General features: G+C 42.9%; 16 protein-coding genes. 7 read left to right on the forward strand and 9 right to left on the reverse strand.

What is annotated here, in order from left to right; translation table 11 throughout:
* Nucleotides 1-15: 15 nt before the first annotated feature.
* Nucleotides 16-765, reverse strand: coding sequence for an acetolactate decarboxylase (gene budA, locus OQY15_RS16460; protein WP_265792970.1), 750 nt, complete (start codon nucleotides 763-765; stop codon nucleotides 16-18).
* A 171-nt stretch (nucleotides 766-936) separates the two neighbouring features.
* On the opposite strand from budA, the gene OQY15_RS16465 reads away from it, so the two are divergent.
* On the forward strand, nucleotides 937-2,730 hold the full coding sequence (locus tag OQY15_RS16465) for a DUF885 domain-containing protein (RefSeq protein ID WP_265792971.1): 1,794 nt from the start codon (nucleotides 937-939) through the stop codon (nucleotides 2,728-2,730).
* Between the two features lie 98 nt (nucleotides 2,731-2,828).
* Here OQY15_RS16465 and OQY15_RS16470 read toward each other — a convergent pair whose 3' ends face one another.
* A complete protein-coding gene (locus OQY15_RS16470; RefSeq protein WP_265792972.1) occupies nucleotides 2,829-2,969 on the reverse strand; it encodes a hypothetical protein in 141 nt (46 codons plus the stop codon).
* Nucleotides 2,970-3,150: 181 nt separating this feature from the next.
* On the opposite strand from OQY15_RS16470, the gene OQY15_RS16475 reads away from it, so the two are divergent.
* Entirely contained in the window at nucleotides 3,151-3,744 is a 594-nt protein-coding gene (locus tag OQY15_RS16475; RefSeq protein WP_265792973.1) for a c-type cytochrome, read from the forward strand.
* 66 nt (nucleotides 3,745-3,810) lie between these two features.
* Here OQY15_RS16475 and OQY15_RS16480 read toward each other — a convergent pair whose 3' ends face one another.
* The 3 genes from OQY15_RS16480 to OQY15_RS16490 all read right to left on the reverse strand — a co-directional run bounded on the left by OQY15_RS16480 (nucleotide 3,811) and on the right by OQY15_RS16490 (nucleotide 6,669).
* Nucleotides 3,811-4,272: a hypothetical protein gene (locus OQY15_RS16480; RefSeq protein ID WP_265792974.1), complete on the reverse strand. Its 462-nt coding sequence runs from the start codon at nucleotides 4,270-4,272 to the stop codon at nucleotides 3,811-3,813.
* 99 nt (nucleotides 4,273-4,371) lie between these two features.
* On the reverse strand, nucleotides 4,372-5,412 hold the full coding sequence (locus tag OQY15_RS16485) for a PAS domain-containing protein (RefSeq protein WP_265792975.1): 1,041 nt from the start codon (nucleotides 5,410-5,412) through the stop codon (nucleotides 4,372-4,374).
* Nucleotides 5,413-5,625: 213 nt separating this feature from the next.
* On the reverse strand, nucleotides 5,626-6,669 hold the full coding sequence (locus OQY15_RS16490; RefSeq protein ID WP_265793130.1) for an NAD(P)-dependent alcohol dehydrogenase: 1,044 nt from the start codon (nucleotides 6,667-6,669) through the stop codon (nucleotides 5,626-5,628).
* Nucleotides 6,670-6,967: 298 nt separating this feature from the next.
* On the opposite strand from OQY15_RS16490, the gene OQY15_RS16495 reads away from it, so the two are divergent.
* The gene (locus OQY15_RS16495) at nucleotides 6,968-8,065 is read left to right on the forward strand and encodes an acyltransferase (protein WP_265792976.1); all 1,098 of its coding nucleotides are present in this window, start codon (nucleotides 6,968-6,970) and stop codon (nucleotides 8,063-8,065) included.
* A gap of 67 nt (nucleotides 8,066-8,132) precedes the next feature.
* Here OQY15_RS16495 and OQY15_RS16500 read toward each other — a convergent pair whose 3' ends face one another.
* The 3 genes from OQY15_RS16500 to OQY15_RS16510 all read right to left on the reverse strand — a co-directional run bounded on the left by OQY15_RS16500 (nucleotide 8,133) and on the right by OQY15_RS16510 (nucleotide 13,948).
* A complete protein-coding gene (locus tag OQY15_RS16500) occupies nucleotides 8,133-9,212 on the reverse strand; it encodes a phytase (protein ID WP_265792977.1) in 1,080 nt (359 codons plus the stop codon).
* Between the two features lie 11 nt (nucleotides 9,213-9,223).
* Nucleotides 9,224-12,046, reverse strand: a complete 2,823-nt coding sequence (locus tag OQY15_RS16505) for a TonB-dependent receptor (protein ID WP_265792978.1) — start codon at nucleotides 12,044-12,046, stop codon at nucleotides 9,224-9,226.
* 255 nt (nucleotides 12,047-12,301) lie between these two features.
* Nucleotides 12,302-13,948, reverse strand: coding sequence for a tetratricopeptide repeat protein (locus OQY15_RS16510; RefSeq protein ID WP_265792980.1), 1,647 nt, complete (start codon nucleotides 13,946-13,948; stop codon nucleotides 12,302-12,304).
* 155 nt (nucleotides 13,949-14,103) lie between these two features.
* Here OQY15_RS16510 and OQY15_RS16515 point away from each other — a divergent pair, with 155 nt between their 5' ends.
* Both OQY15_RS16515 and OQY15_RS16520 read left to right on the forward strand, forming a co-directional pair.
* Nucleotides 14,104-14,310 carry a hypothetical protein gene (locus OQY15_RS16515; protein WP_265792981.1) on the forward strand — a complete coding sequence of 69 codons (207 nt, stop codon included), beginning with the start codon at nucleotides 14,104-14,106 and terminating at the stop codon, nucleotides 14,308-14,310.
* A gap of 115 nt (nucleotides 14,311-14,425) precedes the next feature.
* Nucleotides 14,426-14,776 carry a hypothetical protein gene (locus tag OQY15_RS16520; protein ID WP_265792982.1) on the forward strand — a complete coding sequence of 117 codons (351 nt, stop codon included), beginning with the start codon at nucleotides 14,426-14,428 and terminating at the stop codon, nucleotides 14,774-14,776.
* Between the two features lie 223 nt (nucleotides 14,777-14,999).
* Here OQY15_RS16520 and OQY15_RS16525 read toward each other — a convergent pair whose 3' ends face one another.
* On the reverse strand, nucleotides 15,000-15,695 hold the full coding sequence (locus OQY15_RS16525) for an SOS response-associated peptidase (RefSeq protein WP_265792983.1): 696 nt from the start codon (nucleotides 15,693-15,695) through the stop codon (nucleotides 15,000-15,002).
* Nucleotides 15,696-15,868: 173 nt separating this feature from the next.
* On the opposite strand from OQY15_RS16525, the gene umuD reads away from it, so the two are divergent.
* Nucleotides 15,869-16,339 (forward strand): translesion error-prone DNA polymerase V autoproteolytic subunit, encoded by a 471-nt coding sequence (umuD, locus tag OQY15_RS16530; RefSeq protein WP_265792984.1) that lies wholly within the window; start codon nucleotides 15,869-15,871, stop codon nucleotides 16,337-16,339.
* Nucleotides 16,302-17,576, forward strand: coding sequence for a Y-family DNA polymerase (locus OQY15_RS16535; RefSeq protein WP_265792985.1), 1,275 nt, complete (start codon nucleotides 16,302-16,304; stop codon nucleotides 17,574-17,576). The genes umuD and OQY15_RS16535 overlap by 38 nt, the downstream gene beginning before the upstream one ends.
* Nucleotides 17,577-17,644: the final 68 nt, after the last annotated feature.

Below are 17,644 nucleotides of genomic sequence, written 5' to 3' on the forward strand. Positions count from 1 at the left end.
CCAAATTTAAGAGTTTTAGTGCCCCTTTTCTACTTTTTCGAGATCATTGTGGATATTAGTTTTAAAGTTATAGTTCATGAAATCTTCATCCTGAGGGATAGACAGATGGAAGTCTTTGATTTTAGCAATTTCCACGGTTAAATCTCCCGCAGAGAAATCAAGCACATGGCCACCTTGACTTTTGTCGTCCGACAAAAAATGGAAATGGTAGCCCTCAATGCTCAGTCCGTTGAGGTATGGAGGAAGCTTATAACCTACAATGACTCCGGTGGTATTTCTGATATCAAAAAACTTTTGTCTGTCCAGCAAGGTAGCCAGCGGAGGGTATGGCTTTTGGGTGTATGGCGGGAAGGCTCTGGTCTTTATGGTATTGAACTTTCCTGATATCCTGATCGCGTAAGCAGCATTTTTGTGCTTCGCATATTGCTCAAGCTGCGCCAGTGCTTCTTTCTGATTTGCTGAAGCCTTGATATGGAAGGTGGTATCGGGCTTAAAGAAGGTGACAAAAACCAGAGCCGTTTTAAAGCTGTCCGGTACTTCAGTCGTTTTGCCGGTCGCCTGTGTCTGATAGGCATGTCCATTATGGATCACCAGCTCGCCATCCAGTAAGCCGGGGGCGCCCAGCCCAAAATCACCATGCTCTTTTAAATCTTTGAGAGGCAGTGTTGCCTCGAACAGGCCACCAATAAAGCTTTCAGCGGTTCCAGACTGGTAAAGTGTATTGTAGTTTTTTGTTGGGTTGTCTTTTAATTTCGTTTGAGACATAACATTTAGAGTTAGCAGGGAGCAGAGGATAAAGATTAAAGCTTTCATAGCTGTTTAATGATAAAGTTTTCCCTATAACGTAAAATATATCTAAATAATATATCTTTTAACCTGTTTGTTATCATATTTCATTATATTTATACGTTAGTATCTGAAAAAAATATAATTCATATGAACAAAACAGTTATTCTTGCATGTGTTTGTGCAATCTTTGCACTAAGTTTCTCCCCACTGGCTGCCCGGCTGCAGACCAAACATGAGAGCGCGGATAAATCCTGGATCCTGAAATCCAACCAGTACACCGCGCTGCTGGTGGAGCTCGACAAAAAATATTCCCCGGAATATGGCTCTTCACAGGGGCTTGCTCAGTATGATACCCAGGTGAGCGTGCCCACACTGGCAAATGACCTGGCCCAAAGGAAAGAGAAAGAAGTATTACTCGGAAAGTATACTGCTCATTTAGGTACTGAAAAAGATCTCGCTGTTTTGCAGGATCTCAATATCCTGATCAATCACTTAAAGCTGAGCTTCCGTCAGGAGGACTTCGAAAAGCAGAGGAAAGTACCTTTCATCAATGCAACACCCATGATTTATGGGGGACTAGAGATATTACTGGATGAACAAACCGCTGAAGAAAGACGCCCTGCTGCCGTGGAACGCATGAAGAAATACGCCGGCCTGACCAGCGGCTATCGTCCGCTGACCAAAATCCTGCAGGAAAGAATCGCTGAGCAGATTGCTAAAAAGAATATGATTTACCCATCAGCTCAGGAAATGCAGACGGAGCTGTCCAGGAATAAAAGTATCGTTGAAGGTATTGCGGAACTCTGCAAAAAATACAAATTGAAGGGATGGGAAGCACCTTATGAGAAACTAAAGACACAATTAAACGAGTACGATCAGTGGCTGCGTACAAATGTGCTTAGGAAGGCAAGAAAGGATTTTCGTCTTGCACCTGAAGAATATGCTTTGGCACTGGAATCTTTTGGTGTCAATATCCCTCCCGCAGATCTTGCCGTGATGGCACACCAGGCCTTCACTGCTATCCAGGCAGAGATGGCTCCGATAGCGAAAAAGATAGCTGAGCAAAGAAAGCTTCCATCAGCAGACTACCGCGATGTGATTGCTGAACTCAAGAAGGAGCAGGTTCATGGAGATTCTATCATCCCTCTTTATGAAAGGCATCTGAAGGATATCGAAGGCATCATTCGTCAGCAACAGCTGGTTACACTGCCGGGCAGGCCAGCCATTATCCGTCAGGCTACGGCAGCAGAAACTTCGAGAAGTCCCGCGCCGCACATGGTGCCACCGCCTTTCTTAAACAATACGGGGCAGCGTGGCGTATTTGTACTGCCTCTGAATATGCCTGCGGCACCCGGAGAAACGGAGGTCAGCAAGTATGACGACTTCACCTTTGATGCGGCTTCATGGACGATCATTGCACACGAAGCAAGGCCCGGCCATGAGTTGCAGTTTGATAAAATGGTGGAAGAGGGTGTTTCCCAGGCGCGTTCCCTCTATGCGTTTAACTCTACCAATGCCGAGGGCTGGGGTTTATATGCAGAATATATTACGATTCCTTTTATGCCCCTGGAAGGACAGCTGGTATCGCTCAATTACCGATTGCTGAGAGCCGGACGAGCATTTCTTGATCCGGAAGTACAGTCAGGAAAGCTGACGCAGCAGCAGGCGCTGGACATACTGATGAGGGATATGGTGCTGTCAAAAGCCTTTGCACAGCAGGAAGTGGAGCGCTACTCGCTCAAAATGCCGGGACAGGCCAACAGTTATTTTTATGGCTTTACGAAAATGATTGATTTGAGAAAAGCTACAGAAGCCGCTCTGGGTACGAAATTCAATGCATTGCGTTTTCATGACTTTATCCTTTCACAAGGTTTATTGCCACCGGCATTAATTCGTGATGCTGTAATGAAAGAGTTTATTCCGGCTGAAAAAGCCAGATAGCATATAAGGCTGAACGTTTGATGTTCCTGAACCGCCATCCAGTTGTTCAGGAACGATAAAGTTTCAAAGACAATAAAAATCAAACGATAGGTTTATACCTATAATTTTATAGTACGCAGGGCTGATTTCAGCTCTGCAATTTCCTTTTTTCTTTTTTTCGCAAAGACGCTGTCGATGCAGAGCTGGGCTACTGCCAGTACAAGTATCGGTATAAGCCTGCTGCGTCTCTTTATTTTCATCTTGTTTACAAAGGAACGGCTATCCATTCTTCCCTCAAATCGCCAAAAGGGATGATATGCATCACCAAAACTGGGGGGATCTCTGCAAATGCCGCAACAGATCAACGCTCCCCATATGAGGCTAGATTATTCCTGTTTTTTGGGGATTTACTCAGAATAATGTGTTCAGTTACTTTGCTTCATGAAAAATCGAACACTAATTATTGCCGGAATTATTTCCATTTTTATCTACTCTCTGTCCTCATGTGGAGGCAGTTCTCCAGAAGAACGGGCAGTAAAAACTACAGGTCCTGTGAGGGATACCTCTGCCAAACGCGGCGCTTACCTCGTCACCATTATGGGATGTAATGATTGTCATTCGCCAAGAATCATGGGCCAACACGGTCCGATGTGGGACCCGGAAAGAATCCTGTCGGGGTATCCTTCACATATCCCTGTCAAGGTTCCTGATATCAAAAATCTTGTGCCTGGTTCAGCAGTTTTTGATCCAACAGGTACAGCGGTTACCGGTCCTTGGGGAATGTCATTTGCAGCAAATATAACATCCGATGGTACAGGAATTGGAAACTGGTCATTAAGACAGTTTAAGAATGCATTCACACGCGGCAAACATAAGGGCATTGATGAAGAGAGAAGTCTGTTGCCCCCAATGTCCTGGGAAAATTATAAAGAGGTGAGTGAAGAAGATATCAAGGCGATCTTTGCCTATCTTAAATCCACTAAACCTGTACGTAACAATGTACCAGATCCAATAGCTCCGGGAAAAGTAAAGTAGAACTTTCCGGCAAAAAAAAAGCAAATGACCACATGATCATTTGCTTTTTCTATAGATGGAAATCACTTATGGATTCGCATTCGGAGGTGTTGCATTTGCAGGTAGCTTCAAACCAGAAATTCCGGTTACCACCTCTTCTTCCTCATCTTTACTGTGCTTTTTCTTCTTTTTCTTGTTTCCGCCTCTGAGTTGCTCCTCAAGGAAATTATCATAATCAGTCTGCTGATCACCTTTCAGGATATTCCTGATATTTTTGGTAGTTTCATTCTGCATCCTGTAGAATTTGGCGATATCATCATCGTTATATCCACCGGTCTGCTGTTTTTTGGTGAGGGCAAGCTGCTCCCTGTACATATCCATGGTATAGTTGTAAATGATGTTCCGCTGCGTAGGATTCATCTTTACTTTTTTATCCAGGGCTTCCATATTTTTATTAGTTAACTCTGAAAGGGTAGGGATTTTTTGTTGTGCTGTGGCAAAAAAAACTGTACCCAGAAGCATGGACAGAATTAAAGTGATTTTTTTCATTGTGCTATTGAAGATTAAAGGCGCCTGTTGTTAGCACTGACACCTGTTTTATACCGCGCAATTTATAAAATATTCCTCAATTCTTTGAGTACCTCAACTTTATTTATACATATTCGTCTGGCCCGACTGCTTGATCATTCTGTCCAGCTCCTCCACGCTTACCAGCAGCATATCCAACAGGTTTTTTACTTCGTCGCACACATCCTCATCCTGCATGAGCTTAGCCAAACCCAGGATATTGGCCAATGGTCTTCTGATCATGTGCGACTGGTTCATGGCGATGGAAACAAAACGTTCCTGATTTGCCGCCAGGGTCTCATAGGCCTCAGAAAGACTGAGTTTTTGTTCGGCCTGATTGGCTATCTGAAGCATTTTTTGTCTGTGGATATTGGTGCTCGACCAAAACCACATTTCTATCTGACCTTTTTTATTGCGGTAAGGCTCTCCGACAACCATAAACCATTCCGGTTGGTTTTTTACCCCCTGAAACCTCACTTCGCCCTGAAAGGGGTTTCCGCTGGCCAGTGCCCGCCTCCAGATGTTCAGGTATTTCTGTCGGTCTTCAATAAAAATACCTGATGGCCCTTCGATATTTGTCGCTTCGGCAATGCCAAAATAATCCTTCACCCGCTGGTTGGCAGTTAAGGTTTTTCCAGTATTGTCGGTGGTCCAGATCTGATTTGGCGCAGAATTGAACAGAAATTCATATTTTCTTTTTTCCTCTTCTGCAAATCGCATGTCGCGCAGCAATTCATTCTCATGAAGTTTTTTATTACTGATTCTTTGGATCGTGGCATTGACCAACATCAGTTTACCCTGCTCATTTTTATAGCTTTCTGCATTCAGAAGCGCATCGAAAGAGCCATTCTTACCACTAAACCTCAGATTGATTTCGCTGACGACGGATTCGAGGTTTAATAGGGGATGTACAACGATGTTGTAATACAACTTGCTCGACTTGGTCATGAGGTTTTTAAAGTTGAGAATCTGGACATCCATAAAATTGATCCCTATCCATGAAGCCATTGTCTTATTGATCGATAGTACCTGTCCATCCGGACTAAATGAAATGAAGCCGCATAACATTTCATCCATTACAAAATCCTTATTTAAATACTTGTTTAGTTTTTGTGTCTTCATAGTATATACGATTTAAATAAATGATTTTACCGCTTCTTGTTTAACTGTTCAAGTATAAAATATTGTCGCACTGTGAATTACAGTGCTATTTACGTGCCTATATTCTCAAAAAAGTGAAAAATCATACAATATGTTGAAATATTACACTTATATGTATAATAAAAAAAGGGCTGATCATTAGACCAGCCCTTTTGCTATTGGATTTCGATTTAGCTACAGTGTAGCCATGTCAATCACAAACCTGTAACGTACATCGCCCTTTTCCATGCGCTCGTACGATTTGTGGATATCCTTGATGTCAATCAGTTCAATCTCGGATACGATATTGTGTTCTGCACAGAAATCAAGCATTTCCTGAGTTTCGGCAATACCACCGATTCCAGAACCGGCAACGCTTTTTCTGCCACCCAGTAAGCTGAAGGCTGATATTTCTGCAGGTGTTGAAGGTGCACCCACGCAAATCATCGTGCCATCTGTAGACAGTAAAGAAAGGTACATATTGAAATCATGCTTTGCGGATACAGTATCCAGTATGAAGTCAAAAGTACCCAATGCAGCTTTAACCTGTTCTTTATCACTCGTTACCACAAAGTGATGTGCGCCAAGTTTTTTTGCATCTTCTTCTTTTTTAGGTGAAGTACTCAGTACGGTAACTTCTGCGCCGAAGGCAACACCAAATTTAACCGCCATATGTCCTAAGCCACCAAGTCCCAGTACGGCAAGTTTATGTCCTTTGCCCACTTTCCAGTGTCTCAGAGGAGAATAGGTAGTGATACCTGCACACAATAGGGGTGCTACTGCTGCTAAATCCAATTTCTCTGATACATGCAGAACGAACTCTTCGCGAACTACAATCGTATTGGAATAACCTCCGTATGTTGGTGTTTTACCATCACGCTCCAGGCTGTTGTAAGTTCCTGTATTGCCTTCCAGACAATATTGCTCCAAGTCTTTTTTACAGTTTACACACTCCTGGCATGAATCTACCATACAGCCTGTACCAGCAAGATCACCAACTTTAAAGTTTTTTACATGATCTCCCACTTTTACCACGCGGCCTACAATCTCATGTCCTGGTACCATAGGAAAGATCCCCGGAAACCAGTCATTATTGATTTGGTGTAAATCCGAATGGCAAACACCACAGAACAGAATGTCGAACTGTACATCATGTGGGCCTACTTCGCGACGCTCGAATGACCAGGCTGCTAACTCTTCGCCTGCACTTTGTGCTGCGTATCCTTTTGTCTCTATCATCATTATTTAGTTAAGTTGAGATAAAGGTAGGTAGTTGTTGGAACAACAGACAGCGTAAATCAAACAATTAATTATAAAATTCAAACATATCAGTCCTGCTAAAACGTCTTCCACAGCCCGGGCCGGACTGCTGATTTCTCCAATAGCTATAATTCATGTCGTGAAAGTTTGCTAAAACGATAATGAACAGAATGAACAGAACTTTCAGATAAAAAACGACTTAATTTTATATCGTCAAAACGTCTCAAATACACGATCTGTATCCAAGATATTATTAACAATCAGAAACTTACCTATTATGTCGAATCTTACAGCGGAAATCAAACCCTTTAAAAGGGTGATGTGGATAGATTATGCAAAATTTATCGGAATTGTTTTAGTGATCTGTGCGCATCAGACCACCAATAAAGGATGGTTTGATTTTATATCAGCATTTGATATTCCTTTGTTTTTCTTTCTATCCGGTTTTTTATTCTCCTTCAAGAAATTTGATAATTATCAGCAGTTTTTAAAAGCACGTGTCAGACAGCTTTTGGTGCCGTATTTTCTGTTAAACTTCGTGGCTTATTTTCTCTGGCTGTTCTTCTTCAAGTTCTTTGATCAGATGTTTGTGTCAAGCGGTCCATTCTATAAATCTTTCTTTGGAATATTTTATGGGAACGGCTATGGCGACTGGCTGATCCACTGCGTGCCAACCTGGTTTATTATCTGCCTTTTTACCCTTGAAAATATCTACTTCCTTGTCTTTCGCAGGCTGAAGATGGTCTACAGGTATATTGCATTAGCCTCATTTCTGCTGATCTGCTGGCTGGACCGTAACTATACACCGGTATGGTGGCCATGGGGCTTAAATATCGCTTTCGTAGGTATTATTTTTTATGGTGCTGCAAACCTGTTCAAGGAGAGGGTTAACCAGATGATACAATTACATCCTGTGGTCTTGTTTCTAATTTCGGCATTGTCTTTTGCCGTACTGGTCTATATCTCCCGTCATGTTCACTCTGATATGAACCAGCATCAATATCAGGATTTTAAGCTGTTTTTTGCGGGTGCATTTGCAGGAATAGCCTTCGTGCTTACGCTTAGCAGGCTCATTGAGTTGCTGGTGGGAACCGTTAGTATACTCCAGTTTATTGCACAAAACACACTTTTCATTATGGCTTTTCACCTGATGGTGATGAGTCTGGTGAACAGGTTTATCCTCAATGTCTTTGATTTTTCATCCAAGGAGATCGCTGCCAATGGTTATGTCGGTGCTATCGTGGTGATTCCAACGCTGATACTACTCATCCCTCTGATCAATTTGTGTAACAAGTACTTCCCGATGATGGTAGGTAAACCTGCCCCTGAAAAGACTACTGTTATTCCGAAAGGAAAAGTGGTTGTGGCCAGATAACCTTAAATATATTGAGCAAAAAAAAACCTGAGATCATTGACCTCAGGTTTTTTTTATTCGGCTGATGCTACTTTTTTACCGCGGCATCGATCTTTTTTTGCAAATCGCGCCAGTCGTAGAAGTGGAATACCTTCCCGTTAGACATCGCTACAAACATACCTTTTGGAAATTTAGGACCCAAGTTCAGATTGTTCACTTCAGATCCGTCACTCTCCAGCGTAGATACCGGAATCTCTGTAATCAGCTGATGGTCGTTCGGGTTTTTAGAATTACCCTCTCTTGGGTAAACCATAAAGGTGTTCTTCTGCTGGTTTGATACCAGGATATATCCGGTATCTTTCCCGGTTTTGTAGATGGAAATCCCTTCATGGTCATCTGTAAAGCCTTCCTTTGCGAATAGGGCGAGTTCTTTATCTCCCTTTGCCGGATCAGCATAGTACTTGTGAACACCGTTTTGCTCGTCGGAGTAATAGATATAACCCAGCTCATTGTCGGAAGCAATGGATTCAATTTCCTTTTTGCCGCTGTAAGCACCAAACTTGCGTACAACCTTTCCGGTTACCATCCCTTTTCCATTATCGCTCAATTGATATTGCCATAAGTAGGAGCCCGAAGGACCGGTTTTACGACCAACAATAGCATAAATGGTCTGATCTGCCGCCGTGTAAAGGGAAATACCCATAGGTGAACGTTCCGTTTCGCCATCGAAAACTGAAATACCACCATTGTCGATGGCTTTCATCTCCGGCAACTGGTAGATTCTGATCTTACTGGTTTCTCTTTCAGTGACCACTGCGATATCTGTGGCTTTACCATTGATTTTCAATCCGTAAGCAATATCCACATTGTTTGGTCTTTTCAATCCGGGAACACTGTCCACGATCTTGCCTTCGAGATTGAAAACATACAGCGCACCGGCACTGTCTTTATCGGTACCAACGATCAGACTTTTCGCAGGGTCTGAAGGATTGATCCAGATTGCAGGATCGTCTGTATCGTGTTGCACGGTATCAGTAACCACAACCGGCTTTAATACAGCGGTACTGTCTGTTATTGATTGCTGCCCCGAATTCTGGCTTGAACTTGAGGAACTGTTACAGGCATTTAGTGTGAGCAGCAGGGGTACTATATAGTATATTCTATTCATTATAATCTTAATTATCTCGTCAGGTCGAACTTCAGACCCAGGTTGAATCGTGTTGTGTAATATTCCATTTGCATGGTTTGGGAAGGAGTTCCCTGGTAGTAGCGCAGTGGCTGATTGGTGATATTGTTCACCTCGGCAAAAATACGCAGTGATTTCAGCAGGGTATAGGAAGCATTGGCATCCAGGAACGTTTGTTTGTCGTAATAACGGTCTTCAAAGTTATTTCCACCTAGCTCATCAAGATACGAAGCTGCATAGTTTAGTGAAAGCCTTGCAGAGAACTTTTTGTTCTCCCATGACAGAGAGGCGTTAAACATGTGTGGAGCTGTTCCAGGTAAAGTGATACCCGTTCTTCTTTCGCCATCTTCATTATAGATACCATCCGCTTTAGACTTGGTATACGTGTAGTTGGTGTAGACACCAAAGCCTTTCAGGAAGCCGGGAAGGAAATCCAGCTGGCGCTGCAGGGCAACTTCAAATCCGTAAACGCTTACACTTTCACCATTTCTTGCTTGTGTTAAAGTCCAGTTTTCACCTGCAGGTACCGGATTTGGCAATCCAGGGAACTGACTGGCAAAAGATTCGGTAGTCAGGTTCTCATCACGGAACTGGTAGATGAAATCATTGATCTTTTTATAGAACACACCACCTGAGATCAGACCTACAGATTTGAAGTAATATTCACCCATCAAATCGTAATTCCATGCGTAAGAAGCTTTCAGATCGGCATTACCTGCATCGATAGCGTTATCATCCAGGATCGTATTTACATATGGAGACAGTGCATAGTAGTTCGGACGTGCAATACCTGTAGTTGCGGCAGCTCTTACAATGAAGTTTTCCAGAGGTGTATATTTAAAGGTTACACCAGGCAATACATTCAGGTAGCTGTTTTTAACAGTACGTGTACCTTCCAGGGATTCTTCGTTCTGGATCAGGTTTCCTTCATAATTGATACTTGTGTTTTCCAGCCTTAAACCTGCAATCATGCTCAGTTTACTGCTTAAGTCCTGATCAAAACGCAGGTATCCTGCTGTGATTGTTTCTTTAGCATGGTAGTTTACAGCCAGGTATTCTCCCGGTACATCTTCCTTGTCAAACAAAGCTGAGTTGTTAAGGGCCAGACCGCCGAGATACCTTTTTGAAGCGAAAGTTCCCGGTACATATTTGGAATCCGGATTCCATTTCTCGCCACCCCAGTACTGCTGCACGGTTTGCGACAGATTATCCATGTCATTGCCAACAGGGGAGTACTCCGAGTAACTGTTGTTTCTGTCTTTAGTTTTCAGACGCAGACGGCCTCCAAAACGGATACGACCTTTCTGATCTTTGATGAGGCTGAAGGGAACCCTGAAATTCAGTTTGATACCCAGCTCATCTTCTTTAGTTTTATCCGTATTCTCACTGATTGTTCCCAATTGATAATCACTTAACGCAAGGGCAGAGGTCGGTTTGAGTAATGGGAACTGAGGTGAGTCGAAGTTATTAGAAAAAGTTACACCTTCAGTTTCGTAATTGATGTAACGCTCATTAGGACGGTATTCACTGGCCGTAGAGTAGCTTACTGCCCAGTCGAGATCCAGCTTGGAACCGATCAGGTGATCTCCACGCAGGGAGTAATTCTGAACTTTCTGTTCTTCCAGACGTGCACTTTTCACACGACCACCATTGATACCACCTTTTGTTTCACGGTCGACAGCACCTTCAAAACCAGTAATGTTGTTGCTCGCATCGTATAGAGGTTCAATATCCTTATAAGATAAGCGGTAACGGTTTTCCCTGTCATCACGCCAGTTGTACATCGCGTTAAAGTTGATCCTGTTTTTCTCGTTGAACTTGTAATCAATCGCTGCTGCGGCACTGCGGCGTATACGTTGTACATCGTATTTTCTGATGTCCTGCTCTTCAACATAAGTATTTCCGAAATCATCGCGTTTCCATACCGCCTCTACGTTATCAGAACCATAGTTATTGCTATTCAGTGATCCGCTCAGCACGATACCCAGTTTTTGATCCAGGAACCTGTTTCCATAGATAAAGCTGGTGTTATATATAGGTTTCTCACGGATGGCGCTGTAACCTCCGGAAAGCGTTGCCGATATACGTTCACCATTTGGTGCAGCCCTGGTCACCAGGTTTACCGAACCACCGATTGCATCGGCATCCATATCTGGAGTCAGCGTTTTGTTCACCTCAATCGTCTGGATCATGTCTGAAGGGATCAGGTCCATCTGCACACGGCGGTTATCGCCTTCGGCGGAAGGAATACGGTCGCCATTCAACGTTACAGAGTTGAGTTCCGGTGCTAAACCACGGATGATAATGTTCCGTGCTTCACCCTGATCGTTCTGCATCGTTATACCAGGGATACGTTTTACCGCATCACCAATGTTGGCATCCGGGAAACGCCCCACCTGATCTGCAGAAACGATATTGGTGATGTTAGGGTTGTTTTTCTGCACGTTCAGCGCTTTTGCCTGTCCGCGGAGACGATCTCCCATAATCACCACTTCTTTTCCCTGCACTGCAGCTTCATTCATGGTAATGTTTACTCCCAATGCTTTACCTGCGGTAATTTTTACAGTTGTAGAATAGGCATTGTAACCAATATAAGTAACCACGAGCTCGTAATCACCAGTTGGCACATTTAGAAACTGGAATTTACCATAAGCATCTGTGATGGTATGAATGTTTCCCGGGCTCAGTTTCAGCACCGCACCAGGCAGGGAAAGTTTCTGACCATCGGCAACCTGTCCGGTAAGCAACCCGCTTTGGGCGTAACTTACGATCGACATGACTGTCATTAGAATCGCTAATAATAGAATTTTTTTCATGAATTTTGATTTGATATGCGTTGTCATTTCTTTATTCAAGGCTACCTGTATTGGAGCTTGTTTTCTTGATGGCAGCAAGTTGTAATTGTGCAGAAGATTAAACAAATTCTGCGTGTTATATAAAGTAAACAAGTGATTTTATAGCGTATACGCTGAGTTTATTACAGCTCTTAATAATCTAATTATCAGTCTATTGTAATTTAAAAAATCTCCATTAAGTTATTGTTAAGGCTAAGTTAGCTGCTGATGAAGGCACTAAATTGACTGCAAAAATGCAATGAGGTTATCACCCTGGCCAAGGTTGAGTTTCTTTCTCAAACGATATCGTGCAATGCGCAAACTGTCCTGCGAGATGGCCAGCATGGAAGCCATATCTGTAGAATTCATATTCATCTTCAGGAGCGATACCAGCTTCAGGTCTGTTGCGGTGAGATTGGGGAACTGTTGATTGAGTTTTTCAAAAAAGGACTTGTGGATCTGCTCAAAGACATTGCTGAAGTCGTTCCAGTAATTGTCGTTATTGAAATCCTGGTTGATTTGCGTGATCAGCTGCTTCAGCTGTTTTTTCTGGTCGCGCTTATCGTCTTTAACCAATTCCTCGAGCTGCGCTTTTAGGGTTTCGAGTACCTGGTTCTTCTGGATGATATGTAAAACGTGGGTGCTGAGTTCTTTGGATTTCAGCTCTATTTCCTGTTTGAGCTGGATCTCCTCCATATTCTTGTTTTTTAACCCAGCTTCTATCAGCTGTTTTTCGGTTTCGAGAATAGCGATGTTCTGCTGACTTGCCTGCTGCTCCGCTTTGAGCTTGATCCTGTGTCGGCTCAGCATGAGTAGCCCGGCAATGACGAGCAGCACAATGATCACAATTGTAGCCACCGTAACGATCAGGGTTACCTTTCTTTCATTCTGCAGGAACCTGATCTCTTCATTCTTTTTCTCCTCATCATTGAGCGCCTGCCTGAAGGCCATCTGCCTGCTGGTTTCCAGAGAATAGATTTTCATCAGGTAAGTCCGGGCGATTTCCGCATAATAGAAAGCGCTGTCGTTTTTGCCCATCAGGTTATACGTTTTGGAGATATCCCTGAAGGCAGAGCTGACCTGGTAGATTTCATTGCTTTGCTGCGCGAGCTTTAGTGCCTGCTGCGTGTGCTGCATCGCTTTTTTAAGGTCGCCCGTTTTGCGGAAGATGTCTCCGATGTTGTTTTCAACCTCTATGGATTGGGTAATCTGTTTGGAGTTGTTGTAAATGTTTAGGGCCGACAGGAAGTAGGACATGGCTGCTTTATACTGACCGAGGTCTTCATGGATGCTGCCGATATTCTCAAAGATTGCTGCTTTTCCTTCATTGTTATTGATGGAAGTATAGGCTGCGAGTGCTTTTTGCTGATAGAAGAAAGCACTGTCATAAAGCTGTTTTTTCTCCATCAGGTGACCGATCTGGCCCAGGGTGACGGCAACGCCCTGCTGATCTCTGAGGGATTGGTAGATTTTTAGCGCCTGGTTAAAGCTGCTTCTGGAGTTGCGGTGATCCTGATGGTAATAGTATAGTGTGCCGAGGTTGATATAGGTGTCAGCGAGCAGGTCGTTGCGTTTTTCCTGCTCAAAGAGCTTTTTGGCGTCGAGGCCATATTGCAAAGCGCGGGTGAAATCGCCCAGGTGAAAGCAGATCATGCCCATATCTTTGAGGCAGATGCCCTGGGTAATCAAATCTCCGGAGCTGATGGCGTCAAGATGTCTTTTTTTTAGCGTCAGGAATTGCGCATCCGGGGCCTTCGGGATGTTCAGTTTGAAGGCTTTTGGTTCAAAATCATCATCTATAACTTGTGCAGCACAGGTATTGATGCATATTAATGCGATGCAAAAACAGATAAAAGAACGGATTGCATTTTTATAGCAGGGCATATCTACTGGCACTTGTATGTATTTAGAATCTGCCACAAAATAGTGAAGCTAATATTAACATAATGTTAATTTAAACATATACTCACGCGTGTTAACCTTTTAAAAGATTAAACTTTTTTTGATCGTGTTTGTTATTTGCTCAAAGGAGGAGCATAATGGGATTTATAAAAAACGCCCTGGTGGGCATTGCGCTGTATGAAGCGACGAAATACTTTATCAAACTGGCGGATCGTCAGGAAGCTGGTTTACAATTAGAACATGAGCAAAATCATCTGCTGTCTAATTATGATACTGCTCCGGAGGAGAATGATCCCTGGAAGAATTCATTGGCAAATGATGATATGAGAGCACCTGATTCTTAGGGATCGGGTAGATATAATAGTTAAGAAGCCTGTTAGTTTTAGCAGGCTTTTTTTATTATCATTACGATTAATTCGCTATACTGTATTCTTATCTTATTTATACACACATCGTCATATGAAAAAATACTTATCCTGCCCGCTGGCCATTATGTTAATCTTGGCATCCTTTAACCCTAGTACCGCTAATATTAAATCTAAGCAATTCGACCTCAAATGCAATTTGCTTGAAGATTCGATTACATATTCAGCTAAAACTAGCACTACTATAAGTAAAGACAAGCAAAAGGTCACTCTTGTAGGAAATGCTCAGTTTCAGTGTAAAAATTTCAAGATCACTGCTCATCAAATTATCTTCGATAAAAAATTGCAAAAATTATATGCTGAAAATTATATTGCTTATGATGAGAACGGCCAGATTGTAAAAAAAGGAGTTTCCGGTGAATTCAATATTGATAAGAAGATATAGAATCGTATGCTTTTACTACTTCAATAGAAAGCCTGTTTTCCTAAAGAAAATAGGCTTTTTGCATTTTTAAGTTGTTTTTTTGCATACGTCATAACAGTCTTTTTAGCGATGAATTGGCATGTACCACAGCCTAAAAAACGAAACCCGGAAGCTTGAATAATCAGAGGCTAACGGGAATAAGATAGACAAACTTAAATGAAGAGTTTGAAAATTACAATTTCATTTACAGACTATTCAGTGGCAAAATCAGATCAGAGTGGTTATTATGCACTTTATTGATCACGGTACTGTTCACCTTAGTAGATACTTGTGTAGACCTCATCAGGTCATCAGGATAGGGATTGCAGAGACTCAATAAATCAGGAATACTTAAATCTTTGCTTAACCACAGTGCTTCCTCATTTTTATCCAGGATGACCGGCATTCTGAATTTGGGATCATGTACTTTACCCACCGTGCTGTTAGAATTGGTAGTCATAATCGTAAATGAGCGGTACAACTCACCCGTTAACTTACTCTGCCACTGGCTCCACAAGCCCGCAAAAGCGAATACCTCACGATCGGTAATCGTAAACCTGTAGGGGATAGAAGCCCCACTTTTCCTGTCCCATTCATAAAAACCATCGGCCAGCACCAAACAGGTTTTATGGTGCTTCAATAAGGGCGACCAGGTACGGTTTCCGGCAGCCTCTTCACTTCTGGAGTTTAAGGTAGAAAAATTCAGCTTTACCGATTCTGCCCAATGCGGAACCAATCCAAAGTGCATCTGCTGTGCCGTATCTGGTACATCGGCGGTAATTACCAATCCATTTTGTGTAGGCGCAAGATTAAAATTAGGAGCGTAATCATTTGGGAGTTTCACCTCGTAAGCTTTTAACAGATCTTTTTCTTTTTTGGTCAGCGTATATCTCGCACACATATTTTCGGAATAAAAAGGAGCACCAGGCATCCATCGGTCACAGATACCAATATAGCATAAAAATCCTTTTCTTTTGGGACGGATGCACTTCAAATAGGAGTGCTAATATAGTTAGTTTTACTAAATTGAATAGCTAAAATGTTATAGTTTTGCGCTAACTAAGATTTACCATCATGAAGGAATTGCTGTTGTATGAAAAAGGAGAGAGTGAAACGCTGATTCCTCTGTTCCTGGAGAAGATCCATGCGGGCTTTGAAAGCCCCGCTGCAGATTACGAAGAAGAACGGATAGATCTAAATACCTATGTGACCAAGTACCCTCACGCTACTTTTTATGCAAGGGTTGTGGGCGATTGCATGACAGGTTCCGGCATCTATCCTGACGATCTTTTAGTAGTGGACCGCTCCCTTAATCCTACGAACGGTGATATTGTCGTAGGTATTCTGGACAACGAATTTATCCTGCGGTCGTACTTTAAAACGGGAACGAAGGAATACCTTATGCCAGATAATGTAGCTTATCAGCCGATAGCGCAGAACCCTACTACCCATTTTGAAATCTGGGGTGTGGTACCACATAGTATTTTAGATCAGAGAAGGAGGATCAATGCTCGCCTTAATAGATTCCAACAATTTTTACGTTAGTGCTGAGCGGGTATTTCAACCTGCATTGCGTGGCCGGCCAGGCTGCGTATTGAGTAATAATGATGGATGTGCCATATCCAGGAGCAACGAAGCGAAGGAGATAGGCATCAAGATGGGCACTCCATATTTCGCCATGCAGGAACAGCAGCAGCTGGGGGAGATCTGGTGGCGCTCTTCAAATTATACTTTGTACCAGGATATGATGCGAAGGATTACCGGCATCGTACGGGATACTTTTCCTGATCAGGAAATATATTCTATTGATGAATGTTATTGTGACTTAAGCAGTTTTGCATATCATGATATCGAAAAGCAGGCGATTTTACTGAGATCCAAAATTCTTCAATATACCGGTGTTCCTGTTTGCATCGGCATTGGTGCAACTAAGACCCTGGCGAAAATCGCCAATAAGATCGCCAAAAAAGAACATGCCAGTACCGGAGTGTTTTTCATGGATACACAGGAGAAAATCGATTATAGTTTACAGGAAACCGCCATTGAAGATGTCTGGGGAATCGGGCCACGTTACGCCATTAAGTTAATTAAACAGGGTTTCTACACGGCTTTAGATTTTGTCAATCTGCCAGAAGACTATGTATTAAAACTGATGACTATCCAGGGCCGCAGAACCTGGCGCGAGCTGCAGGGGGAGCGCTGCATCCCGATGGAATATGAACCACCCGCTAAAGAAGGTATCTCCACAGGGCGGTCTTTTTGCAAAATGGAAACGGAACTGGCGCCCATAGAAGAAGCACTGGCATTTTATGTAGCCAACACTGCGGTCAAGTTGCGCAACCAGCAATGTGTATGCAGCAGGATGTTTGTTTACCTGCAGACCAGCCAGTTTGCTGTAGTCCATAGAAAATACTGTGCAGAGATAGACCTCAAACTTTTGGTGGCCACGGCAGAAACAGGGAAACTGATCAAGGAGGCCCTTGCGGGATTAAGGAAAATATACAAGCCTGGTTTCAGGTACCAGAAGGTAGGCGTAGAGCTGCGGGGACTGATACCTGACACACAAGTGCAGGCGTCGTTATTTGAAGCGGTACCGGATGCGAAGGAGCTTAAGATGCAGCAGGCATTGAAGGTGATCGACCAGCTGAATAGCAGTTACGGGCGGGATATGGTGAGGTATGGAACAATGGGGTTCAGCAAATCCTGGGCGATGCGGCAGGAGTTTTTATCCAAGAGATATACCACGAGAATTGAAGATGTGATTAAGGTTAAGGCTTATTGATGATTTAATTATCATTTGGATTGAGCGCACGTATTAATATCTGTCTAGGTTGAAAGTTAGCCTATAGA

The organism is Pedobacter sp. MC2016-15, from assembly GCF_026239695.1.
GTDB lineage: Bacteria > Bacteroidota > Bacteroidia > Sphingobacteriales > Sphingobacteriaceae > Pedobacter.